Genomic DNA, 22,247 nt, shown 5'->3' with positions numbered 1-22,247 from the left:
ACGTATGGTGGCCGGTATGCCCTTGGACTACCCCCTCGCGGAGCAGACGCTGGACAACGGCCTGCGGGTCGTCGTCAGCTCGGACCGCGCCGTCCCGATCGTCGCCGTCAACCTCTGGTACGACGTGGGTTCGCGCCACGAACCGCCGGGCCTGACCGGGTTCGCGCACCTCTTCGAGCACCTGATGTTCCAGGGCTCCCGCAACGTCGCCTCCGGTCAGCACTTCAGCCTCCTGGAGACGGCCGGTGCGAGCCTGAACGCCTCGACCTTCTTCGACCGGACGAACTACTTCGAGTCGCTGCCCAGCGGCGGACTGGACCTCGCGCTCTGGCTCGAGGCGGACCGGATGGGCTACCTGCTCGACGCGGTCAACCAGGAGAACCTGGACAACCAGCGCGACGTGGTCAAGGAGGAGAAGCGGCAGAGCTACGACAACCGCCCGTACGGCGACTCGTACGAGCGGCTCGTGAAGCTCGCCTTCCCCGAGGGCCATCCGTACGCGCACATGACGATCGGCTCGATGGCCGACCTGGACGCCGCGTCGGTGGAGGACGTGCACGCGTTCTTCCGCAAGTACTACGGGCCGAACAACGCGGTCCTGACGATCGTCGGCGACGTCTCCGAGGCGGACGCGTTCGACGCCGCCAAGCGGTACTTCGGTCACCTGCCGGCGATCCCGGCACCGCCGCCCGCGCCGGACGGCACGATCGGCCCGATGACCGATGTCCGGCGCGACGACGTGACGTCCGACGTACCGTCCGATCTGGTCACGATGATGTTCCGGCTGCCGGTGGACGGGACGCCGGAGCTGGACGCGGCCGGGCTGGCGCTGGACATCCTCGCGGCCGGGCAGAGCGGCCGGCTGAACCGGCGGCTGGTCCGAGACGAGCAGATCGCGCAGTCGGTGTCCGGCGGCGCGCTGCCGCTGATCGGCGGGGTCTCGTTCGGGACGCTGACCGGGATCGCGTCGGACGGCGTGGACCTGCAGCAGGTCGAGGACGCGCTGCTCGAGGAGATCGAGAAGCTCGCGGTCGACGGCGTCACGGCGGACGAGCTCGCGACCGTGCAGGCCCAGGCCGAGCGTGACTGGCTGGAGCAGCTGGCGACCTGCGCGGGCCGTGCGGACGAGATCTCGCACCACGCGTTGCTGTTCGGCGACCCGAACCGGATCAACACCCGGATCGACCAGGTCCAGGCGGTCACGGTCGAGCAGGTGCAGGCCGCGGCGCAGCAGTGGATCCGCGCCGCGGGCCGCGTCCAGGTCACCTACCGCCGCAACACCTCGGGAGAGCAGGCATGAACCAGGTTCTGACCACCCCGCCGGCCGTCGGTGCGCCGCGGCCGTGGAAGTTCCCCGACGCCGTCACGACCCGGATCGGCGCCGGTACGCCGGTGCACGTCTTCGACCGTCCGGGGCAGTACGTCGCCACCGTCCGGGTGACGATCGCGATGCCGTTGATCGCCGAGCCGCGCGAGCTCGAGGGCGTCGCGACGATCATGTCCCGGACCCTCGACGAGGGCACCGAGCTGCACTCGGCGAACGAGTTCGCGGCCGCCCTGGAGCGGCACGGCGCGGCGTACGGCGTCGACGTCAGCTCGGACGCGCTGCACGTGGAGATCTCGGTCCCGGTGTCGCATCTCGCGCCGGCGGTCGAACTGCTGGCCGAGGCGATCACCCGGCCCGCGTTCAACCAGGCCGACGTCGGCCGGCACGTGACGATCCGGCTCGGCGAGATCAACCAGGAGCGGGCGAACGCCGGGTACCGGGCGCGTGAGGCGTTCGGCGCGCACCTGTTCGACGGCTCGACCCGGCGCTCCCGGCCGACCGCCGGTACGCCGGACACGATCCGGCCGCTGACGAACGTCGAGGTCGCGGAGTTCTACCGGAACAACATCGGTCCGGAGCGGGCGCAGATCCTGTTCGCCGGCGACGCGACCGGCGTTGACGTCGCCGGGATCATCGACGCGGCGTTCGGCAACTGGACCTCGACGGCCGGTACGGCGCTGGAAACGCCCGAGCCGATCTACCTGACCGGCAACCGGATCGTCCTGGTGGACCGGCCGGGATCCGTGCAGAGCCAGCTGCTGATCGGTTGCGCCGGACCGGACCGGCGGGACCCGGCGTGGGGCGCGGCCGCGGTCGCGAACCACGTGGTCGGCGGGACCATCACCTCCCGCGTGGACACCGTGCTGCGCGAGGAGAAGGGCTACACGTACGGCACCCGGACCAGCTTCTCGGCACCGCGCAAGGGCGGCACGTTCAGCCTCGGCGGCGCTGTCCGGACCGAGGTCACCGGCGCCGCCGTCACCGACGCGTTGCGGATCCTGCGGGAGGCCCGCGACGGGCTGACCGAGCAGGAGGTCCAGGAGGCGAAGGACAGCCTGATCCGGACCGCGCCACTACGCTACGAGCAGGCCGACTCGGTCGCACAACAGGTCGGCAGCAACATCGCGAACGGCGTACCGATCGACTTCGCCGACACGTACCTGACCAACATCGCCGCCACCACCGCGGCCGAGGCGACCGAGGCCTACCGGCGGTACGTCGGAACCGATGGGCTGCTCGTGGTCGTCGTAGGGGAAGCCAAGGACGTCCGCCCGCAACTCGAGGGCCTCGACCTCGGCGACCTGATCGACCTGAGCTGACGGAATCCTGGTTCCTCCGCTCATCCGTGAGCGGAGGAACCGTGACCTCTCCCGAGCCGACGAAGTACCAGCTGCAGCCCGGCTACCCGAACATGCCCGCGTACGGGCCGTTGCGGGACAACTCGAACGCGACGGCCGCGCTGGCGATCGGCGCGATCGCGCTCTGCACCGGGCTGCTGTTCCTGTCGCCGGTGGCGTGGTGGTTCGGCGGCAAGGCGCTCGCCGAGATCGACGCCGCGCCGGGCGTCTACAACAACCGGGGCATGGCCGTGGCCGGGCAGATCTGCGGCGTGATCGGCACAGTTCTGCTCGGCGCCGGAGTGCTGGTGCTGATCGCGCTCGCGGTGCTGTTCATCCCGGGCTGATCAGCTGGTGATGTAGTTGGAGAGCTGTTCCTTCTCGAACTCGAGTTCGCCGATCCGGGACTTCACCACGTCGCCGATGCTGACCAGGCCGGCCAGGTTGCCGTCGACAACGACCGGGACGTGCCGGATCCGGCGGTCGGTCATCATCCGCATCAGGTTGTCGATCAGGTCGTCCGGAGTACAGGTGTGCACCTCGGACGTCATGATCGCGCTGACCCGGACGTCGCCGGCGTCCGGCGTACCGTTCCAGAGCCGGACGATGTCGCGCTCGGACACGATGCCGGACACCGTCGATCCGTCCGCACTCACCACCACCGCGCCGATGTTGTGTTCGGCCAGCAGGGCGAGCAGCTCGGTGACAGTGGCTTCTGGGGAGATGGTGACGACCTGGTTGCCCTTGCCGCGCAGTACGTCGTTGATCTTCACGGAGCCTCCTGCAGGATCGAAGGACCAATACCCCAAGGTAACGGCAATCCCGCCGTCACCCCCAGTGACAACGACGGACAACCGGATTCACGCGGCGCGTTTAGGCGTTTGAACGCTCAAGGGTCTGGTCTCCCCGTCGATCACTACTTAGGGTGACTACAGGTCGTGGGCGAGGGGGGATCGCACACGGCGGCATCACCGGGCAGGACCGATCGTGCGGGCGGTGGGGAGGGGGGACCCTCCGCACGATCGGTTCAGCTCTCGTCGCGGAGCAGGTCGATGGCCGCCTGGCGGTCCTTCACCCGGAGCTTGCGCAGTACGGAGGAGATGTGCACCCGGATCGTGGTCGGCGACAGGAACAGCCGCTGGGCGACCTCGTCGGTGGTCAGGCCGTCGCCGAGCAGGCCCATCACCTCCCACTCGCGGGAAGTCAGCAGCGCCGCCTTCGTCCGCCGGGCCGAGCGCCGTCGGCCCGGCTCGCGGAACTCGTCCAGGATCCGCGCGACCAGCGCTCGCGGGATCGCCGCCTCGCCGGACAGCACCCCGCGCAGGGCCTCCGGCAGCCGGCCGGGATCGGTGTCCTTGAGCAGGTACCCCGACGCCCCGGCGCGCAGCGAGTCGAACAGGTCGTTGTCGTCGCGGGACACGGTCAGCATCACGATCGCGACGTCCGGCAGCAACCGGGAGATCTCCGCGGCGGCCCGGATCCCGCCGCCGGGCATGTGGATGTCGAGCAGTACGACGTCCGGCCGGTGCTCCTCGGCGAGCCGGACCGCCTGCGGGCCGGTCGCCGCCTCGGCGCAGACGTCGAAACCACCCGCCTCCAGGGCATCCCGGATGTGGGCCCTGAGCTGCGGATGGTCGTCGGCCATCACCACCCGGCGCGCGTGCGCTGTCACCACCTGACCACCACCGTCGTCCCCTCGGCCGGCCGCGTCGTCAGTACGAAGGTACCGGGCAGCGCCTCCGCGCGCTCGCGCATGCTGATCAGCCCGAACCCGTTGTGCCGCTGCTCCGGGTCGAACCCGGGCCCGTCGTCGGTGATCCGCAGCCGGCACCCGTCGCCGTCGCGGTCCAGCCGGACCCGGATCCGGTCCGCCTTGCCGTGCCGCACGGCGTTCAGCATCGCCTCCCGCGCGATCCGGACCAGCGCGTGCCGCTGGGCGGTGCCGACCACGATCGACTCGTCCACCTCGACGTCGAGCGTCACGGCGTACCGCTGGGCCAGCTGCTCGACGGCGCGGCGCAGTACGGTCCCGAGCGGCTCGTCGTTCGACCGGCCGAGTGCCTCGAGCATCTGCCGCGCCTCGTCCAGCGCACGGTCGCTGGCGGCCAGGATCCGGTCGCCGCGCGGTCCGTCGAACGTGGCGATCTCGGAGCGGATGTAGCCGAGCTCCTGCAGTACGCCGTCGTGCATCTCACGGGCCAGCCGTCGCCGGTCCTCGATGACCGCGATCTCCGCCTGCAAGGCCCAGTGGCGGCTGATCTCACGGCCTGCGGCGATGAGCAGGAGGAGGTAGGACACGGTTCTGAGCACGTCACCGGAGTACAGCCAGTCAGGGCGGTCCGGTGGGAACAGGAGGTAGTTGAGGCGGGCAAACGCGCCAACTGCGCAAGCAGGTCCCAGCCAGCGCAGGAGCACGTCGTCGCGACTGCGAGCCTGCAAGGTGAACGCAACGGCGGCTACTGCGAAGAACCCGAGCGTCAGGAACTGTGGGACCAGTAGGCCGTTAGAGGTGGCAGCCGGGGGCAGTGAGGCTCTCCGTGCGTACAGGAGCGCGCTGAGGAGCAGCATGCCGGCAACAGCCGGTGCAAGCGCCCAATGCCGCCAGCCACGGCGATGACGGGTCTGCCGGGGCGGTACCAACGCCGACGTCGCGATCAGCAGTGTGCCCACGATCCGCAGGCTCGGCGGGAGCCAACTGCCGAACGCGCCGACCTGTCCCTTGACGAGCGTGACAGTGAGCAGGGCGTTCGCCGTACCGAGAATGACCAGTCCTTGAAGCAGCAGCAGGTCCTGCCACGTGTTGGTCCGCCGGAAGCGTCCGTAGACCAGGAACGCCAGCAGCATCGCAACGCACGCGTTGACGGTCTCCAGGACCAGATGCACCGCAGGGCTCTGGTAGCCGAGCTTTCCCTCGACCAACGCGATCGCGGCCAGGCACACGACGACCAGCGCGAGCGCCACGCTTCCCCGGGCTGCCCACACTCTCCCCACCACCCGCTGCCTCCCCACAATCACCGACCGTACGCCTCCTTCCGGCGGATCGCTGGTCCGCGGGAGTCCGGTACGCTCAGCAGGTTTTGGGGAGAGGGAGGCACCGGTGGGGTTCCGGCAGGATCTGGCCGTACTGCGGCATCGTGACGTGCGGGTGTTCGTGTCGGCGCGCTTCGTCTCGATCCTCGGGTCGTCGATCGCCCCGGTGGCGCTGGTGTTCGCCGTACTCGACGTCTCCGACTCGGCGAGCGCGGTCGGTACGGTCCTCGCGGCGCGGAGCATCCCGAACATCGTGTTCCTGCTGCTCGGCGGCGTGATCGCGGACCGGTTGCCGCGGCACCTCGTCCTGGTCACCGCGAACACCGTCAGCGGCCTCACCCAGGGGCTCGCCGCGGCCCTGGTCATCAGCGGACACGCGACGATCTGGCAACTCGCGAGCATCGAGGCGGTGAACGGGGTCGCGTCCGCGTTCGTGATGCCGGCGATGACCGGGATCCTGCCGTCGATCGTCGACCGCGCCGAACTCCCGCAGGCGAACGCGATCGCCGGGTTCGCCCGCTCGGCCGCGATGATCGGCGGCGGCGCGGTCGCCGGCGTGATCGTCGGACTCACCGGACCCGGCATCGGGCTCGCGGTCGACGGCGTCACGTTCCTGGCCGGTGCGTTGCTGCTGTCCCGGTTGACGATCCCGCGGATCGAACGGGCAGCGAGTTCGGTGCTGACCGATCTGCGGGAGGGCTGGCACGAGTTCGTGTCCCGGCAGTGGGTGTGGGTGATCGTGCTCGCTTACAGGTGACCAAACACACTGCTATCCTGACAGCATGTCGCTCAGCTCAGAAGCTACTCAGCCCCTGTCGTCTCAGCGTCCCTGGGCAACGCTCTACGTGCGTCTGTCCAAGGCATCCGGAGATACAAACCTGTCCGGTCCCGGTTACATGCAGGAGCTTCGAGACTTCGCAGACCGGGAGGGATATCGAGTCTACGCAGAGCACTTTGATGACGGAATCTCCGGCGCCGTGCGAGATCGGCCCGAGTTCCTGTCTTGGCTGGACGATGTCCGGCAGGGCCCGTGCTCTGTGCTCCTCACTCCGCACGCCGACCGGATCACCCGCGAGGGTGTGAACGCAGCCGCGATGGTTCTAGACGTTGTCGAAGGCAAGGACCCGACTACGGGCAAAGTCGTAGCCACTCCCGCCCGCTTGCGGGACCTTCACGGCACGGACAGCGAGGGCGATCAGACCGCGTTTCGGTTCTCGTTCGTCATTGCCGCCGAAGTAGGCCGTGCAGAGCTACAGCGCATCCGGGACCGCAACGCCCGGACTCGCAAGCGGTTGCGGCAGGCTGACCGTTGGCCAGGGGGTCGCGTGCCGTACTGTGCTGAGGTGATCCCAGCCCCTAACGGCAAGGGTAAGGTGCTTGGTCCGAACGAGGAGCACGCAGAACGTGCCCGCGAAGCCGCACGCCGGATCATCCGTGGCGACGCGGTCACATCAGTTTGCAGGTACATGAATGTGCAGGGCTGGCGTACGACGATGGGTAAGCCCTGGGCTCCAAAGAACCTTACCTACATGCTCCTGTCTCCGTTCACCCGCCGATTTGCTCTCACGGCCGCAGAGGCGCGAGCGCTTGAATCTGCGCTGGAGCCCGAGCCGGACCCTGCCAAGCGCCCCGGGAAACCGCAGCGCTGGTTGCTGGCAAAGCGTCGCGGCGTCTGCGCTGGTTGTCGTCGCGCGCTGGCCACCTCAGTCAGCGTGGTCAAGGGCCACAGCTATCCGCGCTACCGCTGCGCGCTCATGAGTTCGGGCGGTTGCGACGCCCCGGTCTCAATCTCTGCGACAGCGCTCGACGCCTGGTTGGAGCAAGAGTTCCTACGTCGGTACGGCGCACACGAGCACGTACAGCCAATGGTCATCGTCACGGGAGCTGAGGACGTAGAGGCAGCAGAGCAGGAGCACGAAGCCTCGCAGAAGGCGCTACTAGCTGCACCGTCCACTGAAGCGTTGTCGCGTTACCAGAGCGCACAGGAGCGACTAGAGGCGGCGCGCGCTATGCCAGTGTCTAGGGAGACTGTGCTTGTGCCGTCCGGGATGACCGTGGCGCAGTTCTGGGCCGCCGCCGACACACCCACCCGCGCTGATCTCCTCGCTGACGCAATGTCCGCGCCCGTAGAGGTGGTCAAGTCTGAGCGAAGCCCCGGACGCTCCCCGATCGACTTCGATGCACGCATCCGCGTCTTCTGGCGAGGCGACCCGGAGTGGGGCGAGGACTACCTAGCAGGGCAGACAGACTGACGCAGCGTGGTCGGCGGTCACGCTCTGCGCCGGGATACGCGGGGCGAAGCCCTGAAGAGTGACGAAGTGACGAAAGTGACGGGTACTCTCGTTCCCACATATATATTTTGCAGTTTCTATATACAGAAACCAGAAGACCATCACTTTCGTCACTTCGTCACTTTCGCCTGTCCTGTGGCTACCATGTGACCATGAGTGAACTCTCCGACATCCTCAAGCAACTGACCCGCATAGCCGACGCAATCGAGCCGGTAGCAGCCGACCCGAGCCGCTGCGATGGCACGCACGGCAACATCACGTGCCCCCTAGACGACGGACACAGCGGATACCACGTCAGCCCGGACGGTCAGTTCCAGTGGCTAGACGAAGGCGCAGCCATCCACCGCACCCCGCTTGTCTACGCGTCCGCAGAGCCTGACGAACTGACGGAGCCCCCGGCATGACGAGTGCCAGGGGCTCAGCCTGCGGAGCACAGCGCGAGGATGCACGTGCGATGCAATCGGCTCGATCCGAGGATTTACCTGCGTCCGCCACGTCAGTATACGCCACCGCGCGCATCGGTAAGAGCAAGGTCATCCACTACGCGTTCTTCGTTCTGCAGTTCCCGTACGTCTTCTGCGGTCGCAGCTCATCCCCTGGCGTCGGCTCGACCTTCCTCGCGGAGGGGGAGGTCACTTGCAGCGGCTGTCTCGAACAGGCGCCTAGCTTCTTCAGGCTTGCGTAAGACGCCTTGCGCGTGTATTGTTCTTCTTGTCAGCAGGGAACGAGCAAAGGACAAGACGATGACCTACCGCCTCGCAGTCAACAAGAGCAGCGTCCACATCGACGGAATCGCCGCCCGCACCAAGAGCACTGGCGAGGACACCGGCTCCGGTCACGTCGCCTACTACGCCGAGACCGCATGCGGCGCGCTGAGTCGGGGCTGGTTCGACTACCGCAACCTGGAGACCCCGACCGAGGACATGACCCTGGTCCTGAAGCAGGCTGAGACCAGCGCCCGCGCCACCGGTCGGAAGCTCTGCAAGACCTGCACCAAGGCCGCGAACGAGATCATCGCTCAGCAGGGCTGACACAATCCCCGGAGGGGGCCGGACACCCGGCTCCCTCCCCGCCACCACACCAGGGAGAGACCATGCAGGCTGAGGCCATCAAGGCAGGCGACCGCTACGAGGAGCACGACGACATGGGGAAGATCGTCCCCGAGCAGAGCTGGACCGCCATCACGGACGCGCAGGCTAGCGAGGACGAAACCGCCGTATACGTCTACATTCGCTTCGATACGGGCGAGACGACGCGCAACACCTTCAGCTACGGCGCACAGGTCCCGCTGACCTTCGGCGTCGGGAGCTGACCACCCACCCGTCAGCGCCGGAGTGTCACGGGGCACTTCCGGCGCTGACTTGCGTAAGGCGCCTCGCGCGAGTATAGTCGTAGACACAACAGCACGAACCGACCGAAGGAGCCACCATGAACGCCGTAGCGAACAAGTGCCTCAACTGCCACGGCACCGGAACCCGGAGCTGGCCTCAGTCACGCAACACGAACCCCCGCAACCCGCTGGAGCGCGAACAGCTCGCCCCGCAGATCACCAAGTGCGGAGCCTGCGCCGGAACCGGCTTCATCTACCGCCCCGGCCAGTCCGTCACCTGGACCACCGGCCCGGAGCGCTGCGGGTGCTTCAACAACCACGGCCAGGAAGCGAGCTTCCGCCGCTACCTGGACGCCGACCACACCAACGCGGAGATCTTCACCTGTCGCGGCTCCGTCAACGTCCGCGTCGCTGACATCGTCGCCGCCTGACGCACCCTGACCAGGGCTCCCCGGCTCGACTGGGGGCCGGGAGCCCGAGTGAAGGTGCGTAAGGCATCACCCGCGAAACACCACCGAAAGGACCCACCCGTGAGCCTCTTCCTCGCCACCGCCGCACTCCTCGCCATCGTCGCCGTACTGATCGCCGCCGACGCCCGCCATCTGACCACCCGTGACTCCCTCGGTCTCCGCGCCGCCCGCGCTGAGGTCGTCGCTGACATCCACCACCGCGCGGCGCAGGAGCGCAACCGCGACCTGATGTACCTCCGGCTCTCCGGCTCGCTCATCTCCGGTCGCAGCGCTACGCAGATGCACCAGGAGGAGGACCGATGATCGTCGGGATGCTGATCTACGTCGGCGTGATGCTTGTCGGCTCGCACGTCTGGAACGCCGCTCGGATTCTCCAGTTGCGTAAGGCGTCTCGCGCGTGTAACCTGAACCCATGAACGCCACCGAGATCCGCGCCGCAATCGCCGCACTTCCCGAGCTGCCCATCGTCTACGCCGACAACATGCTCTATGCACAGGGTTGGGTCCCGACCGCAGCCGAGCGCGCTGCGATCACTGCCCGCGCCGAGTTCTTCAAGGCCGTGGGGATGCCCGCCACGGCCCGCGTTGAGGTACAGCACTTCCTAGGCGAAGTGATCGGCCACCTTGAGTTCCACGCCTGACCCACCACCCACAAACCCCCGGCTCTCCACCACGGAGACCGGGGGTTTCTCATGCCCAAAACTCCCGTGAGCAGCCCCGCACACCGTGGCCCTGTCCTCCCCTGCAAGCAACCGAACGAGGGAGGAACCACAGTGCAGTTCCCGAAGCAGTACGAGATCGAGCACGGCGACGTTATCGCCATCGATCCGAAGGAGATCCTCGAAGAGGTTCGCGTCGAGGTGTACGACGCTGGCGAGAACACGCAGATGGACCTCTACGTCAGGCCAGTCAAGGCCCGCAAGATCGCCCGCGCCATCCTCAAGGCCGCGAACGTTGCCGAGGGCAAGCCGGAGAACGAGGGGCTGTCGGCGCTCCTGAACAATCCCCGTCCAGCCTTCCCCGCTCTGCTGATCGATGACGACGGCGACACCTGGGACCTGGACGAGAACGGCGAGACCTACACGTGCAGGGACATGAACGGCTCCCCCTATTACACGCACCGCACGTACGACGACGTCAAGGCGTCTTGGGGCATCAAGACGGAGGCGGTCAACCGATGAGCTTCTACAACTTCCGTCAGAACAACAGCGGCGGACGGTTCCTGGTGCCCGCTATCAACGTCACGGTTGAGGCGGACACTCCCTACGAGGCCAACCGGATCGCTCAGGAACACGGCGTCTACTTCGACGGCTGCGAGTCCGGTATGGACTGCGACTGCTGCGGGGACCGCTGGTTCCCAACCGCCGCGTACAACGCCAAAGAGACCGCACCGGAGCCGTACGAGTTCGACCGCCTGTTTGCGGACGACGACCGCGTCCCGGTTCAGCTCATCATCCGCAAGACCGGGCCGAAGGAGATCACGCAGTGAAGACCTACCGCATTGCCAGCACGCCGACGTACGGCAACGGACGCGCCATCACTTCCGTCAGCGTCGGTGATCTCGTACTGGTCCAGGACTTCGAGCCGGACGAAGACGGGAATGTGTACGTGACCCTCGCTAACGACACGGACCGCGCCTACTACATCCACGCGGGATGCCTCAAAGAGTACGACCCGCAGGAGCCTGCCTTCCAGCTCGGAGAACAGGTCACCGTCTCCGCGATCCACGCCGCGCTACTGGTCCAGAACTTCAACGCCAACTTTCCCGAGCTGCTGAAGCTCGCTCGCGCCATCGAGACCGCCAACGAGGAGGCTGCCAAGTGACGAACAGGATCGTGACCAGCAAGCCGGACGCCGACAACGAACGCGCTTTCGTCAACGTCCCGATTCGCTACCAGAGCGAGGAAGGCGTGGTGGCCGTCGTAGGCGCTTACAAGGGCGTCGGAACTGGCTACGGCGCGAACATCGACCGCGAGGACGCCGTAGCCCTCCGCGACAAGCTGACGGAGCTGATCGAGAAGCACGATGCGGAGCAGCCGCTGTTCCAGGCGGGTGACTTCGTGACCTGCTGGGGACAGAACGCGCTGGTTCTGAGCACCGCGTACGCGTACTCCGATCACGTAGCGGTCCGCAGCGTTGACGGCATCCGCCACCCACGCCCCGCCGACGTAAAGAAGGTGACCGTTCAGTGAGCACCCGTCAGCAAGTCACCCACCACACCGGCCAGTCGTTCCCGGTCGCGGCCATCCTCGGTATCGCGTTCGTGGTGCTGAAGCTCGTTGGCGTCATCTCGTGGTCATGGCTGTGGGTGCTCGCGCCGTTCTGGATTCCGATTGCGGTTCCGCTCGTGATCTGCGTTCCGCTGTTCGTCATCGGTGGGCTTTTGTTGCTCGCCGCAAAGCTGCTGGAGATGGGAGACAAGCGGTGAACCGACAGGACGCACTCAAGGCGGCCGAAGAGCTGGTAACCCGCCTCGCCCCCGCGACGAATAACCGGGGCTATCTCGAAGGCACCACGCCGCTCAACGTCCGCGTTGCGGAGATCCTTCGCGTCGCTGAGTTCCTTCAGCAGGAAGGCGAGAAGGACGCGGCGACCGCTCCCGGACACGTCGTCATCGACGGCGACGGCGACCGCTGGACGCTGTACAGCGCCGAGCCCGAGGCGACCTACGCCTACAACGAGTGCTACAAGACGCTCATGGAGATCGCCATGGATCACGGGGTACAACGGATCGAGGTAGCCGCATGAGCACGTACAACCTCATCGAGACGCGGACGGAGCGGGGCACTCAGGAGGCCACCGTCCGTGTTGAGTACACCGACCCGGCCCATGCGCTGACCGCCCTAAACCAGGCGTACGCCGAAGCGCGGGCGCTCCTGGAGTCCCGCGTGCCGACGCAGACCGTTGCCCCGACCAACCGCCCCGGCCCGCTCGTTCTGATCGACCGCGACGACGACCGGTGGGAGGAGCAGCCGAGTGGTGTGTTCTTCATGCGGTCGCGGTCAGGGGCGTTGCACTTCGATCCCTATTCGCGTGACGCCATCGAGCGCAAGTGGGGTCCGGTTCGGGAGGTGCGCCAGTGAGAGACCGCAGCAACGAGACCAGCAACACACTCACGGACGTGCGCACGGTCCTCTCCCGCGCGGAGACGGCGCTCTACGACGTACGTCGCTCAACCGAGAGCGAGCGCGACCCGGACCAGCCGGGGTATGACCGCGACAACGAGACGTGGGAGGAGTACCTAGACCGCGCCTACATCCGCTTCGAGGACGAAGACAAAGACGAGATGACCGCCCGCCTTGAGCAGGTAGTGGAACTGCTCAGCCCGTGGCGGGGCAAGCGTCGGCGGAAGAGTTGGAGGCGGGATGACTGAACCTGTCATCGCGACCGACTGGCGCGGCAACACATACACCGAAGGCTCCACGGTCCTCTACCCACGCCAGTCTGGGCGCTGCGTCGAGATGAGAGAGGCAACAGTCCTCCAGATCACGGACAAGGAGGAGGGCTATTACGTCTTTGATCGGGACGCAGGGCAGCGGGTGTTGCATACCCGCACTGTTCGCGCCGTTCGACTCATGCCTACGCGTTCCTCGCGGTTCGATCGATCCTGGACGGAGCACAAGGCAACCACCATCCACAACGTGGAGAACATCACGGCGGTGACACAGTGAGCACTGACCCAACGTGGGACGAGCCCGAAGCGGAGTACGCCGCTGAGGAGTACGGCGTGGAAGAGGGTTGCATCTGGCCTGCCACCACGGACCGCATCGTCGGCGTGACCGAGGACGGCGACATCCTCACGGAGATGGTCTGTGAGGATCACGAACTCGTGTACTCGTACGACGAAGACGAATGGGAAGAGGTCGGCTTCTTCCGTGGCCTATGGCGCGTCTGGCGTGCGTTCGGCTGGCGTGAGGTGGTCGAGGTCTTCAAGGGAGGTTATCGAGCGTGACAGACGACAGAGAAGCCCGCTTGCCGAAGTGGGCACGGCAGGAGCTTGCCACCCTCCGGCGCATCAATCGAGAGGTGACCGAGCACCTTGCCGCCGCGACGATCAGCCCCGGAACCAGGATCGTCACGGAGCCCTATAGCAGCTACGGGCCGAAGCCTGTTGGGGGCTACAACGACAACGTACGGTTCTACACGGCGAAGCTCGACGGGCGGGACTGGTTCGACGTTCGGCTGAACGACGACAACTCCATTACGTTGATGGGGTCCGAAGGGCTGTACGTCAAACCGCAGTCTGGCAACGTCGTTCGGATCGAGCACGTGCGGAGGTTCGACCGATGAGCGACCAGCCCCTGAAAACTCCCCCGCCCGGACCGTTGCCGTTCGCAACGCGCATCCCGTCGCGGTCGCCGGAGTGGAAGTTCCACACCTCAAAGGGAGCTGCCAGCAACGCACTCGCGATCAAGCGCAGCTACCGCTACGTGGACGGCACGCGACCGTTCCTGTACGGCGAGCTGTGGGAGATGGACCCGCTCAACTTCGGACAGTGGACGCTGGTCCGTGTGCAGGGAGAGCAGAGCCCGGTATGAACCTGCCCTGCATGTCCTGTGGGCAGAACCGCTACGCGCCCGCCCCGGATGGCTGCAAGCACACGGCGAACCACAACAAGGCCACAGGTGACGATCTGAGCGCCCGACTGACCGAGTCCGCTGCGAAGTACTCCGACCTCGGAAACTACGCTGAGATTGCTGCCTCAGCCTTCCAGCGCCTCATTGAGCGGATGCGGCGCGGTTACAAGTACTGCCCACGCTGCGAGCGCCCGAAGAAGCCCGCTGAGTTCGGCATGGACGCCCGCGAGAGCGACGGACTCAACCGCATCTGCCGTGCTTGTCGTACCACTGGCCCTGTACACAGTTAGAGGGGGAACGGCGGCATAGCGCTAACGGCACCCCTCGCATAACCCACCCTGCTCCTTCGTGAGCAGGGTTTTGCCCCCGAACGATCGAGTCTGAGCCCCAACCCTAGAGACGGGGAGATCATCGTTCGGGGGCTTCTTGCTCCCTGCCTACTCCTGTCGTGACCTGAAATCGCGGCGGAGCGGGCAGGGCATTCGGTGCTGTGCGACACCGTGACTGGCAACCCCAGATTGCACGGCATGATCAGTAGCTCAACGGAAGAGCGACTCCCCAAACGGTGTAGGCAGTGGGTTCGACTCCCACCTGATCCGCTCCGCCTCGCGGTTGGTAACTCTCCCGCTTGGCTCATGACTGATAGCTCAACTGGCAGAGCGCCGGACTGTTACTCCGGAGGTTGCAGGTTCGACCCCTGCTCGGTCAGCTTAAGCAGAGTCCGAACGGGCCGCCTGTCACGGCGTAAGACCGAAGCTCTGCACCGCAGTGGGAAACGCAGTGCTCCCGGGGCATGCCCGGACCTGCGACCACTGCACCGCAGCCCCTGTGCTGCTCCCTACCCCCTCGCTGTAGCTACGGCAGGCGAGGCCACACCCCGGGTAGGTGAGCGCATGGGGGCTTTGTCGTATGTGCCGGGGGCCATGTCGCATACCCCACCCCCTATGTGATACCCCACCCCCTATCCACGAAGCACCCCCTCCCCTCACTGTTTGCCGAGAGCAACAGTGCTGAGACCTGATGACCACGGAGCGCAGAGCTATGACCACCACGCCCGAAGAGCAGGCAGCGCTTACGCGCATCCGCATCCTTCGGCGTGATAGCTACCGCTGTCGCTTCCGCTACCGCGAGACTGCGCCGACGTGCGGTGCTCCGGCTGGGATGGTTGGCAGCACGCCACTTGCTGATGAGCAGGTTGCACTGTGCGTTCGCCATGGACTGAGCAAGTGAGTGAGCACAGCTCGGGCGGCGGACGATGGCAACGCATCCGCGCACAGGTGATACGCCGTGACCACGGACTATGCGTGGTGTGTGGTGAGCCTGGCGAAGAGGTCGATCACATCGTGCCCAAGCACCCTCCGCACTACGGCACAGACGACATGGCCAATCTTCGCCTCCTGTGCCGCGAATGCCATGCACCCAAGTCCAAGGCCGAAACGGCTGCGAAACTCCGTCAGATCGCCGCACAGCGCTTCCGGAAGCAGCCTCCGCACCCTGGGCTGATCGCCTGAGACCAGGGGTCCCCTCCCTCCCCCGCCCCTCGCTCGGAGGCGGTAGGCAATGCGATCCGCTATCTGTACGGGTTCCGGAACTTTCGTACGGGATCTGATCCCGCCACACATGGCCCTCAGAAGGCCAGAGACGGCCCTAGCACGCCCTTAGGAGGTGCCCGCTATGCCTGGACCTGCCCCGAAGGCCAACAAGCGCCGTAGGAACGCGGACACCTTCACGCCTGACACCGTCGTACGCGCGGAGCCTGCTTCCGCGCCGACGCTGGTAGGCGACTACGACGAACGCACCGTTGCTTGGTACAACGTTTGGGCCAACTCCCCGCAAGCCGTCCTCTTCACCGTCACCGACTGGCAGCGCCTGATCATGCTCGCAGTCCTCGTAGAACGCTACTTCGAGGCTGCCAGCAACCCCGCAATCCGCTCCACCACCGTCACGCAGATCCTCGCGGAGATCCGTCAGAACGAGGCGCTTCTAGGCGCTACCCACGTTGACCGGCTGAAGGGCCGGATCAAGGTGGAACGCGACTCCGGCCCTGCTGGTCCGTCCGGCGACGTCGCCGTCATGGACGACTACCGCCGCATGGCCGAGGGGCTGTGAATCGGGGCACCGTCCCGTCCGGCGTACCAAAGCGAACCCTAGGCTGGCAGGTTCTGGCGTGGGCTACGGCCTACATCCGACAGCCTGACGGGCCGACCGCTGGTGAGCCGTGGAGGTTCACGCGCGAACAGGTGCGGTTCATCCTGTGGTGGTACGCCGTAGACGAGCAGGGACGCTTCCTGTTCCCGTCCGGCGTACTCCGGCGTCCGAAGGGCTGGGGCAAGTCCCCATTCCTCGCCGCACTCGCGATCATCGAGCTAATCGGCCCGTGCCGGTTCGGCGGATGGAACGAGGACGGAACGCCGTACGCCATCCCGCATCCGATGCCTTGGGTTCAGCTCGCCGCCGTGAGCGAGACGCAGACCAAGAACACGATGAGCATGGTTCTCGCCATGCTGGCAGAATCACCCGCTGTTGAGGAATACCAGCTCGACCTAGGGCTCACCCGCATCTTCGTCGGCCCGGGCGGCATCTACGGACGCCTTGAGCCCGTAACCGCCGCGTCGCGGACGCTAGAGGGCGGACGCCCGACGTTCGTCGTCATGGACGAGACGCACCACTGGGTAGAGGGCAACGGCGGTCACAAGCTCGCTGAAGTGATCCGGCGTAACCTCGGTAAGTCCCGTGACGGTTCAGGCCGATCGATCGAGGCCACCAACGCGCACCGTCCCGGCGAAGACTCCGTAGCAGAACGCTCCTGGCAAGCCTGCCTCTACATCCTGGACGGCAAGACCAAGAAGGCGAATCTCCTCTACGACGCGACGGAAGCACCCGCCGACGCCGACGCGTACGCCGCCGATGAGCCGAAGCTCCGCGCTGCACTGCTCCAGGCGTACGGCGACGCAACGTGGGTCGATCATGACCGGCTCGTTGCCGAGATCTACGACCCACGTACGCCGTTCTCAGAAGCCTGCCGGTTCTACCTGAACCTGATCGTTGACGCGCCTGACTCATGGGTCACCGCCCACGCAGTGGATGAGTGCCACGATCTAGACGGCGTCCTCGAAGACGGCACGATGGTTGCCCTGGGCTTCGACGGCTCCAAGACCGAAGACTCCACCGTACTCGTTGCCATCCGCATCGAAGACGGACACGTGTTCGAGCTTGGCTCCTGGGAGAAGCCACGCAACGTCAAGGACTGGGAAGTTCCCCGCGAGATCGTAGATGGCTCCGTAGAGAACGCGTTCGGCAAGTACGACGTTGTTGCGTTCTTCGCGGACGTGAAGGAGTGGGAATCCTACGTAGACATGTGGGCGGACCGCTACCGTTCGGAGCTGATTGTCAAGGCCACCACTAAGCACGCTGTCGCGTACGACATGCGCGGCAAGGTCGCTGAGATCACGCAGGCAGCCGAACGGCTCGCCGCCGCGATCGAGGATCGTACTTTCCGCTTCACGGGCCGCACACTCGCTCGCCACTACAAGAACACTCGCAACCGACCCAACCGGTACGGCGTGAGCTTCGGTAAGGAGTCACGCGAGAGTCAGCGCAAGATCGACGGCACCGCGTCAACGATCGCCGCGCGCATCGCTCGTGACTACGCACAGAACAACCCGCAGGTACTACGACGACGCAAACGGAAGGGCGGTGTGATCGCATGGCGCTGACCGAGGACGAGCGCAACCTCATTGCCAAGCTCGACAGCAACCTTTCCGGCGAACAGTCGCAGCTCGACACACTCAGCAAGTACTACGACCTGGAGCAGCGCCTTCGGACGCTTGGTATCGCGATTCCTCCGGAGGTGTCCGCGCTTCAGGTCGTCGTCAACTGGCCGCGCTTGGCCGTTGACTCGCTAGAGGAACGCCTGGACATCGACGGCTTCCGCGTCGGTGGCGCTGACGGACTCAGCGACGACCTGTGGGCGCTGTGGAAGGCTAACGAGCTGGACACCGAATCGTCCCTCGGACACACGGATGCCCTTATCTACGGGCGTTCCGTGATCACCGTAGGGACGAACGAGGGCTCCGACCTCCCACTGATCAGTGTAGAGTCGCCAACTGAGATCACGGTTGACCGCGACCCGCGCACACGGCAGGTCCGCGCGGCGTTCCGGCGCTACGGCGCGGAGAAGACGGCTACCGGCATCTCGCAGGACAAGTTCGCAACGCTTTACCTGCCTGACGAAACCGTCTGGCTGGAGCTGAGCGACGGCGGGTGGAAGGACACCAACCGCGACCAGCACAACATGGGGCAGGTCGGCGTCTTCCCGATCACCAACCGCGCCCGCATCTCCGATGTGATCGGTCGTTCCGCCATGTCCGACGTGATCCCGCTGACTGACTCTGTCGGACGTACGCTGACGAACCTTGAACTGGCTAAGGAGTTCCACGCCGTACCGCAGCGGTACGCGCTTGGCGTTGTCCCCGGTGACTTCCAAGATGCAGACGGCAACCCACTCACCGCGTGGCAGTCGTACATCGGGCACTACATCGCGATTGGCGACAACGAGGCGAAGATTGGACAGCTCAACGCGTCCGACCTGAACAACTTTGTCACCGTCGTAAACCTCTATGCCAAGCTCGTTAGCTCCGTGACCGGTCTCCCGCCGCACTTCCTCGGGTACACGGATGGCAACCCGGCATCCGCCGACGCCATCCGCTCCGCTGAGGTCCGGCTAGTCAAGCGCGCTGAACGCATGCAGCGGCGGTTCGGCGGTTCGTGGGAGAAGGCGCAGGCGTACGCCGTCCGTCTCATGACTGGTGAGCAGGTGCAGGTCAGCGCCGTGTGGCGTGATGCCAGTACACCGACCTTCAGCGCCAAGGCTGATGGCGCCACGAAGCTCTATTCCGCTGGCGTCGTTCCGATCGAGGGCGTCTGGGATGAGCTGGGCTACAGCCAAGAGCGCCAGGCGCGCTACCGCGAACTCATGGACGCTGCGTCCCCAGTTGGCGCGCTAGCTCGCGTCATGAACAAGGGGGCAACCGATGGACAGGCTGACCCAACAGCACCGTAAGACGCTCGCTGACCTTCGCGAAGAGCTGACTATCGAGCTGTCGCGTATCTGGCCTGACGTGGACCTAGCGGCCTTCTCCCGGATGTATCCGCACTGGGAGGAGGCTGCATACGAGCTGACTCTCAGGTACCGCGAGGGCGCAGCCAAGGCGGCGCGGGATTACCTCCTGTCGGTCCGGCGCTCTGCTGGCGTCCGCTCGAAGTTCGAACCAGTGCAAGAGGCGCTGCTAGACCGAGAAGCCTTCGCCGCGTCCATGCGAGCGACAGCCCTAAGCGTGCTCACGGACGCAGACAACCAAGTCAGCGTGGCTAACTACAGCTTCGCTCCCCCTGCTGAGACGGCAGCCATCCGCCGCAACGCCCGCGCTCGCGCGCTCGTGACGAGCGTCGGCGCCTCAGTCCGTCAGATGATCAACGGATCACGCGACACCATCTACAACGGCGTACGCGACGACTCGCGCGCGCTCGGGTGGATGCGAGTCACTGACGGCAAACCCTGTTCTTTCTGCGCAATGCTCGCTTCACGTGGCGCCGTCTACAAGTCCAAGGAGACCGCAGGCGGAAGCCGCGCGTACCACGATCACTGCTCATGTTTCCCGAAGCCCCTGTACAGGGCTGATGAGCCACTGCCTGAGAACGCTCGCGAGTTCTTAGAGCTGTGGAAGGAGTCCACCAAGGGACTCAGCTCCAACGCGGCGCAGAACGCGTTCCGCCGCGCGTACGACGCGAAGTATCGCTAACCCCCTTCACTTCCGGCCCCTGGTGGGTCGGGTGACATGCCCTGGAGGCAACCACATGTCCGAGTCCGCCGCGACCGACAGCAACACCGGAAACACTCCCGCCGACACCAACGTTGCCGACGGCAACGACAACGCACGATCCCTCGACAACCTGCCCGCTGAGTACGCGTGGGTCGCCAAGGAGATCCGCGACGCGAACAACGAGGCGAAGAACCTCCGCGCTCGCGCCAAGGCTGGCGACGACGCGGCTACCCGATTCGCTGAGATCGAGGCTGCGAGCAAGACCGACGCCGAGAAGGCCGCTGAGCGACTGAACACGGCTGAGAAGAGCGTCACCGACCTGACCGCAGAGAACATGCGGCTCCGGGTCGCGATCGAGCACGGCGTACCGGCTGACCTGATCGACCGGCTTCGCGGCAACGACGCGGAGGAGATGGGCGCTGACGCTAAGGCGCTCATGCAGCGGCTGACCCCGCAGCAGTCCAAGCCCGCCCCGGACCCGTCGCAGGGTGCCAAGGGCAACCAGGGCACCAACCCCGCTGATCTCTTCGGCGGGCTCTTCACCTGATCCCACACGCAGGCGCGTAAGGCGTCTCGCGCTAGCACAAGAGGAAACCTTAAATGGCTCTCGACATTTCGAAGGCGAACAGCCCGGCTGGCCTGTTCCCGCGTCAGCTCTCGTCTGACATCTTCGCCAAGGCGGGCGAGTCGTCCGTCATCATGCGGAGCGCTCCGCGCATCAACCTGCCGACCAACGGCCTGAGCATCCCTGTCTTCACTGGGAGCCTGGACGCTGAATGGGTGGATGAGACCGGCGTCAAGCCAGTCAAGACCGTAGGCCCCGGCATCAAGACCATGGACCCGAAGAAGATCGCCGTCATTGTGCCGTTCTCGCAGGAGTTCGTGCGCGACCTTCCGGCGTACTACAACACCGTCCGCGACAAGATGGCGGACGCGTTCGGTCGGGCCTTCGACCTGGCCGCGCTGGGCGTCAACGCTCCGGCCGGTTTCGGCAAGCTGATCGGCAACACCAACGCCGCCGACAACGCCCCGGTTGTGACCTTCGCGCCGACCGTGGAAGGTGTGACCGGCGTTCTCCAGACCATCGTGGACAACGGTTATGACCTGACCTCGTGGGTTCTGGCGAAGACGCAGGAGCCGGGGCTTCTGGCCGCGACGGACAACAACGACCGCCCGCTGCTTCAGACCTCGCTCATGAACGACCGCTCGGTTCCGGCGCTGCTGGGCCGTCCGATCGACTACACCCGCCACCTCGCGGGCGCGACCGTCTCTGACGGTACCAACCCGGTCCCGGTCAAGGGCGTTGCGGGCGAGTGGTCGCAGGCTGCCTACGGCGTTGCCGTGGACATCAACTACAGCGTCTCCGACCAGGCGACTCTGGAGCTGGCCAACGGCGACACGATCAACCTGTGGCAGCGCAACATGGTCGCAGTCCGCGCGGAGGCCGAGTTCGGCTTCGTCGTGGGCGACCCGAAGGCGTTCGCAGTCCTGCGCTGACCTAAGGAGCCGCAATGAGACTGACCCACCCGCACCACCCAGAGACGGTGGTGGATGTCCACGACGCGGCTACCTTGCTCGCGGCTGGCTGGAAGGAGGCCACCGATGGCGACACCACTAGCGACCGTGGAGGACGTGCAAGCGCGGATGGATCGGCCGCTGACGGCGGACGAAGCCAGCCGCGTAAGCGCGCTGCTGCTGGACGCAAGCGCACTCCTCAGAGCGAGGGTTCCTGATCTAGACGCGAGGATCGCACTTCCGGACGATGCACCCCGGCACATCGCGGCTGACCTTGTGGTCGCCGTGGTGTGCGGGATGATCCTTCGCGTTCTCCGCAACCCAGAGGGGTACCAGTCGGAGAACATCGAGGGGTACGGCTACACCCGCAGCACGAAGGCCGCTGCTGGGTATCTGTACATCGATCCTGACGACCTCGTTGCACTAGGCATCGATCCCAACAACCTGACGCGGGCCGCGTTCACCATCAAGCCGTACGGCGCCGTCACGTGGGGCGGTCGGCCCGATTGGTGGTCCGCGCCATGATCCCCACGAGACTGCTCCCCCACA

Annotated in this window: 34 protein-coding genes and 2 tRNA genes; 33 read left to right on the top strand and 3 right to left on the bottom strand. The window is 65.9% G+C overall.

The window, feature by feature from the left end; all coding sequences use genetic code 11:
• Window positions 1-16 precede the first annotated feature (16 nt).
• Genes ACXJJ3_RS32975 through ACXJJ3_RS32965 form a run of 3 tightly spaced genes read left to right on the top strand, consistent with a single transcriptional unit; the run spans window position 17 to window position 3,011 of the window.
• Complete coding sequence (locus ACXJJ3_RS32975) at window positions 17-1,300, top strand: M16 family metallopeptidase (protein WP_458165774.1); 1,284 nt, start codon at window positions 17-19, stop codon at window positions 1,298-1,300.
• Window positions 1,297-2,646, top strand: a complete 1,350-nt coding sequence (locus ACXJJ3_RS32970) for a M16 family metallopeptidase (RefSeq protein WP_458165773.1) — start codon at window positions 1,297-1,299, stop codon at window positions 2,644-2,646. Before ACXJJ3_RS32975 ends, ACXJJ3_RS32970 begins: the two co-directional genes overlap by 4 nt.
• 41 nt (window positions 2,647-2,687) lie before the next feature.
• A complete protein-coding gene (locus ACXJJ3_RS32965; protein ID WP_458165772.1) occupies window positions 2,688-3,011 on the top strand; it encodes a DUF4190 domain-containing protein in 324 nt (107 codons plus the stop codon).
• On the opposite strand, the gene ACXJJ3_RS32960 is transcribed toward ACXJJ3_RS32965, so the two are convergent.
• The 3 genes from ACXJJ3_RS32960 to ACXJJ3_RS32950 all read right to left on the bottom strand — a co-directional run bounded on the left by ACXJJ3_RS32960 (window position 3,012) and on the right by ACXJJ3_RS32950 (window position 5,625).
• Window positions 3,012-3,437: a CBS domain-containing protein gene (locus ACXJJ3_RS32960; protein WP_458165770.1), complete on the bottom strand. Its 426-nt coding sequence runs from the start codon at window positions 3,435-3,437 to the stop codon at window positions 3,012-3,014.
• Between the two features lie 254 nt (window positions 3,438-3,691).
• Entirely contained in the window at window positions 3,692-4,336 is a 645-nt protein-coding gene (locus tag ACXJJ3_RS32955) for a response regulator (RefSeq protein ID WP_458165769.1), read from the bottom strand.
• On the bottom strand, window positions 4,333-5,625 hold the full coding sequence (locus ACXJJ3_RS32950) for a sensor histidine kinase (protein WP_458165768.1): 1,293 nt from the start codon (window positions 5,623-5,625) through the stop codon (window positions 4,333-4,335). The genes ACXJJ3_RS32955 and ACXJJ3_RS32950 overlap by 4 nt, the downstream gene beginning before the upstream one ends.
• 136 nt (window positions 5,626-5,761) lie before the next feature.
• Between ACXJJ3_RS32950 and ACXJJ3_RS32945 the strand changes: the two genes are divergently transcribed.
• The 30 genes from ACXJJ3_RS32945 to ACXJJ3_RS32800 all read left to right on the top strand — a co-directional run bounded on the left by ACXJJ3_RS32945 (window position 5,762) and on the right by ACXJJ3_RS32800 (window position 22,223).
• Complete coding sequence (locus ACXJJ3_RS32945; RefSeq protein WP_458165767.1) at window positions 5,762-6,451, top strand: MFS transporter; 690 nt, start codon at window positions 5,762-5,764, stop codon at window positions 6,449-6,451.
• Window positions 6,452-6,476: 25 nt separating this feature from the next.
• Window positions 6,477-7,946 (top strand): recombinase family protein, encoded by a 1,470-nt coding sequence (locus ACXJJ3_RS32940; RefSeq protein ID WP_458165766.1) that lies wholly within the window; start codon window positions 6,477-6,479, stop codon window positions 7,944-7,946.
• Between the two features lie 191 nt (window positions 7,947-8,137).
• Window positions 8,138-8,389 carry a hypothetical protein gene (locus ACXJJ3_RS32935; protein ID WP_458165765.1) on the top strand — a complete coding sequence of 84 codons (252 nt, stop codon included), beginning with the start codon at window positions 8,138-8,140 and terminating at the stop codon, window positions 8,387-8,389.
• Window positions 8,390-8,728: 339 nt separating this feature from the next.
• Window positions 8,729-9,016, top strand: coding sequence for a hypothetical protein (locus ACXJJ3_RS32930; protein WP_458165764.1), 288 nt, complete (start codon window positions 8,729-8,731; stop codon window positions 9,014-9,016).
• 62 nt (window positions 9,017-9,078) lie between these two features.
• Window positions 9,079-9,297: a hypothetical protein gene (locus tag ACXJJ3_RS32925; protein ID WP_458165763.1), complete on the top strand. Its 219-nt coding sequence runs from the start codon at window positions 9,079-9,081 to the stop codon at window positions 9,295-9,297.
• A gap of 116 nt (window positions 9,298-9,413) precedes the next feature.
• Complete coding sequence (locus ACXJJ3_RS32920; RefSeq protein WP_458165762.1) at window positions 9,414-9,746, top strand: hypothetical protein; 333 nt, start codon at window positions 9,414-9,416, stop codon at window positions 9,744-9,746.
• Between the two features lie 99 nt (window positions 9,747-9,845).
• Entirely contained in the window at window positions 9,846-10,088 is a 243-nt protein-coding gene (locus ACXJJ3_RS32915) for a hypothetical protein (RefSeq protein ID WP_458165761.1), read from the top strand.
• Between the two features lie 109 nt (window positions 10,089-10,197).
• Entirely contained in the window at window positions 10,198-10,425 is a 228-nt protein-coding gene (locus ACXJJ3_RS32910; RefSeq protein ID WP_458165760.1) for a hypothetical protein, read from the top strand.
• A 132-nt stretch (window positions 10,426-10,557) separates the two neighbouring features.
• The gene (locus tag ACXJJ3_RS32905) at window positions 10,558-10,965 is read left to right on the top strand and encodes a hypothetical protein (RefSeq protein ID WP_458165759.1); all 408 of its coding nucleotides are present in this window, start codon (window positions 10,558-10,560) and stop codon (window positions 10,963-10,965) included.
• The gene (locus ACXJJ3_RS32900; RefSeq protein WP_458165758.1) at window positions 10,962-11,273 is read left to right on the top strand and encodes a DUF7296 family protein; all 312 of its coding nucleotides are present in this window, start codon (window positions 10,962-10,964) and stop codon (window positions 11,271-11,273) included. Before ACXJJ3_RS32905 ends, ACXJJ3_RS32900 begins: the two co-directional genes overlap by 4 nt.
• Window positions 11,270-11,608 carry a hypothetical protein gene (locus ACXJJ3_RS32895; protein WP_458165757.1) on the top strand — a complete coding sequence of 113 codons (339 nt, stop codon included), beginning with the start codon at window positions 11,270-11,272 and terminating at the stop codon, window positions 11,606-11,608. Before ACXJJ3_RS32900 ends, ACXJJ3_RS32895 begins: the two co-directional genes overlap by 4 nt.
• On the top strand, window positions 11,605-11,976 hold the full coding sequence (locus ACXJJ3_RS32890; RefSeq protein ID WP_458165756.1) for a hypothetical protein: 372 nt from the start codon (window positions 11,605-11,607) through the stop codon (window positions 11,974-11,976). Before ACXJJ3_RS32895 ends, ACXJJ3_RS32890 begins: the two co-directional genes overlap by 4 nt.
• On the top strand, window positions 11,973-12,212 hold the full coding sequence (locus ACXJJ3_RS32885; protein WP_458165755.1) for a hypothetical protein: 240 nt from the start codon (window positions 11,973-11,975) through the stop codon (window positions 12,210-12,212). The genes ACXJJ3_RS32890 and ACXJJ3_RS32885 overlap by 4 nt, the downstream gene beginning before the upstream one ends.
• Window positions 12,209-12,532: a hypothetical protein gene (locus tag ACXJJ3_RS32880; protein WP_458165754.1), complete on the top strand. Its 324-nt coding sequence runs from the start codon at window positions 12,209-12,211 to the stop codon at window positions 12,530-12,532. Before ACXJJ3_RS32885 ends, ACXJJ3_RS32880 begins: the two co-directional genes overlap by 4 nt.
• Window positions 12,529-12,867, top strand: coding sequence for a hypothetical protein (locus ACXJJ3_RS32875; RefSeq protein ID WP_458165753.1), 339 nt, complete (start codon window positions 12,529-12,531; stop codon window positions 12,865-12,867). The genes ACXJJ3_RS32880 and ACXJJ3_RS32875 overlap by 4 nt, the downstream gene beginning before the upstream one ends.
• Window positions 12,864-13,157 (top strand): hypothetical protein, encoded by a 294-nt coding sequence (locus ACXJJ3_RS32870; RefSeq protein WP_458165752.1) that lies wholly within the window; start codon window positions 12,864-12,866, stop codon window positions 13,155-13,157. Before ACXJJ3_RS32875 ends, ACXJJ3_RS32870 begins: the two co-directional genes overlap by 4 nt.
• Window positions 13,150-13,455: a hypothetical protein gene (locus tag ACXJJ3_RS32865; RefSeq protein ID WP_458165751.1), complete on the top strand. Its 306-nt coding sequence runs from the start codon at window positions 13,150-13,152 to the stop codon at window positions 13,453-13,455. The genes ACXJJ3_RS32870 and ACXJJ3_RS32865 overlap by 8 nt, the downstream gene beginning before the upstream one ends.
• Window positions 13,452-13,736, top strand: coding sequence for a hypothetical protein (locus ACXJJ3_RS32860; RefSeq protein WP_458165750.1), 285 nt, complete (start codon window positions 13,452-13,454; stop codon window positions 13,734-13,736). Before ACXJJ3_RS32865 ends, ACXJJ3_RS32860 begins: the two co-directional genes overlap by 4 nt.
• Window positions 13,733-14,074, top strand: a complete 342-nt coding sequence (locus ACXJJ3_RS32855; RefSeq protein ID WP_458165749.1) for a DUF7239 family protein — start codon at window positions 13,733-13,735, stop codon at window positions 14,072-14,074. Before ACXJJ3_RS32860 ends, ACXJJ3_RS32855 begins: the two co-directional genes overlap by 4 nt.
• Window positions 14,071-14,322, top strand: a complete 252-nt coding sequence (locus tag ACXJJ3_RS32850) for a hypothetical protein (RefSeq protein WP_458165748.1) — start codon at window positions 14,071-14,073, stop codon at window positions 14,320-14,322. The genes ACXJJ3_RS32855 and ACXJJ3_RS32850 overlap by 4 nt, the downstream gene beginning before the upstream one ends.
• A 568-nt stretch (window positions 14,323-14,890) precedes the next feature.
• Window positions 14,891-14,960: transfer RNA gene (locus ACXJJ3_RS32845), tRNA-Leu, on the top strand.
• Window positions 14,961-14,997: 37 nt separating this feature from the next.
• Window positions 14,998-15,070: transfer RNA gene (locus ACXJJ3_RS32840), tRNA-Asn, on the top strand.
• Between the two features lie 493 nt (window positions 15,071-15,563).
• Window positions 15,564-15,872 (top strand): HNH endonuclease, encoded by a 309-nt coding sequence (locus tag ACXJJ3_RS32835; protein ID WP_458165746.1) that lies wholly within the window; start codon window positions 15,564-15,566, stop codon window positions 15,870-15,872.
• A gap of 163 nt (window positions 15,873-16,035) precedes the next feature.
• The gene (locus ACXJJ3_RS32830; protein WP_458165745.1) at window positions 16,036-16,470 is read left to right on the top strand and encodes a phage terminase small subunit; all 435 of its coding nucleotides are present in this window, start codon (window positions 16,036-16,038) and stop codon (window positions 16,468-16,470) included.
• Window positions 16,471-16,601: 131 nt separating this feature from the next.
• On the top strand, window positions 16,602-18,077 hold the full coding sequence (locus ACXJJ3_RS32825; RefSeq protein ID WP_458165744.1) for a hypothetical protein: 1,476 nt from the start codon (window positions 16,602-16,604) through the stop codon (window positions 18,075-18,077).
• Window positions 18,068-19,423 carry a phage portal protein gene (locus tag ACXJJ3_RS32820; RefSeq protein ID WP_458165743.1) on the top strand — a complete coding sequence of 452 codons (1,356 nt, stop codon included), beginning with the start codon at window positions 18,068-18,070 and terminating at the stop codon, window positions 19,421-19,423. Before ACXJJ3_RS32825 ends, ACXJJ3_RS32820 begins: the two co-directional genes overlap by 10 nt.
• Window positions 19,395-20,162: a VG15 protein gene (locus tag ACXJJ3_RS32815; protein WP_458165742.1), complete on the top strand. Its 768-nt coding sequence runs from the start codon at window positions 19,395-19,397 to the stop codon at window positions 20,160-20,162. The genes ACXJJ3_RS32820 and ACXJJ3_RS32815 overlap by 29 nt, the downstream gene beginning before the upstream one ends.
• 55 nt (window positions 20,163-20,217) lie before the next feature.
• On the top strand, window positions 20,218-20,730 hold the full coding sequence (locus tag ACXJJ3_RS32810) for a hypothetical protein (protein WP_458165741.1): 513 nt from the start codon (window positions 20,218-20,220) through the stop codon (window positions 20,728-20,730).
• Window positions 20,731-20,783: 53 nt separating this feature from the next.
• The gene (locus ACXJJ3_RS32805; RefSeq protein WP_458165740.1) at window positions 20,784-21,680 is read left to right on the top strand and encodes a phage major capsid protein; all 897 of its coding nucleotides are present in this window, start codon (window positions 20,784-20,786) and stop codon (window positions 21,678-21,680) included.
• 54 nt (window positions 21,681-21,734) lie between these two features.
• The gene (locus ACXJJ3_RS32800; protein WP_458165739.1) at window positions 21,735-22,223 is read left to right on the top strand and encodes a Gp19/Gp15/Gp42 family protein; all 489 of its coding nucleotides are present in this window, start codon (window positions 21,735-21,737) and stop codon (window positions 22,221-22,223) included.
• Window positions 22,224-22,247 lie beyond the last annotated feature (24 nt).

It is taken from the genome of Kribbella sp. WER1 (genome assembly GCF_054189145.1).
The sequence above is the reverse complement of the archived record's forward strand: the minus strand, read 5'-3'. Positions and strand labels throughout refer to the sequence as shown.

Coding starts and splice junctions, on each gene's coding strand:
- ACXJJ3_RS32975 (WP_458165774.1), top strand. CDS start 17: ATGCCCTTGGACTACCCCCTCGCGGAGCAGACGCTGGACAACGGCCTG.
- ACXJJ3_RS32970 (WP_458165773.1), top strand. CDS start 1,297: ATGAACCAGGTTCTGACCACCCCGCCGGCCGTCGGTGCGCCGCGGCCG.
- ACXJJ3_RS32940 (WP_458165766.1), top strand. CDS start 6,477: ATGTCGCTCAGCTCAGAAGCTACTCAGCCCCTGTCGTCTCAGCGTCCC.
- ACXJJ3_RS32935 (WP_458165765.1), top strand. CDS start 8,138: ATGAGTGAACTCTCCGACATCCTCAAGCAACTGACCCGCATAGCCGAC.
- ACXJJ3_RS32930 (WP_458165764.1), top strand. CDS start 8,729: ATGACCTACCGCCTCGCAGTCAACAAGAGCAGCGTCCACATCGACGGA.
- ACXJJ3_RS32925 (WP_458165763.1), top strand. CDS start 9,079: ATGCAGGCTGAGGCCATCAAGGCAGGCGACCGCTACGAGGAGCACGAC.
- ACXJJ3_RS32920 (WP_458165762.1), top strand. CDS start 9,414: ATGAACGCCGTAGCGAACAAGTGCCTCAACTGCCACGGCACCGGAACC.
- ACXJJ3_RS32910 (WP_458165760.1), top strand. CDS start 10,198: ATGAACGCCACCGAGATCCGCGCCGCAATCGCCGCACTTCCCGAGCTG.
- ACXJJ3_RS32900 (WP_458165758.1), top strand. CDS start 10,962: ATGAGCTTCTACAACTTCCGTCAGAACAACAGCGGCGGACGGTTCCTG.
- ACXJJ3_RS32875 (WP_458165753.1), top strand. CDS start 12,529: ATGAGCACGTACAACCTCATCGAGACGCGGACGGAGCGGGGCACTCAG.
- ACXJJ3_RS32865 (WP_458165751.1), top strand. CDS start 13,150: ATGACTGAACCTGTCATCGCGACCGACTGGCGCGGCAACACATACACC.
- ACXJJ3_RS32850 (WP_458165748.1), top strand. CDS start 14,071: ATGAGCGACCAGCCCCTGAAAACTCCCCCGCCCGGACCGTTGCCGTTC.
- ACXJJ3_RS32830 (WP_458165745.1), top strand. CDS start 16,036: ATGCCTGGACCTGCCCCGAAGGCCAACAAGCGCCGTAGGAACGCGGAC.
- ACXJJ3_RS32820 (WP_458165743.1), top strand. CDS start 18,068: ATGGCGCTGACCGAGGACGAGCGCAACCTCATTGCCAAGCTCGACAGC.
- ACXJJ3_RS32815 (WP_458165742.1), top strand. CDS start 19,395: ATGGACAGGCTGACCCAACAGCACCGTAAGACGCTCGCTGACCTTCGC.
- ACXJJ3_RS32810 (WP_458165741.1), top strand. CDS start 20,218: ATGTCCGAGTCCGCCGCGACCGACAGCAACACCGGAAACACTCCCGCC.
- ACXJJ3_RS32805 (WP_458165740.1), top strand. CDS start 20,784: ATGGCTCTCGACATTTCGAAGGCGAACAGCCCGGCTGGCCTGTTCCCG.
- ACXJJ3_RS32800 (WP_458165739.1), top strand. CDS start 21,735: ATGTCCACGACGCGGCTACCTTGCTCGCGGCTGGCTGGAAGGAGGCCA.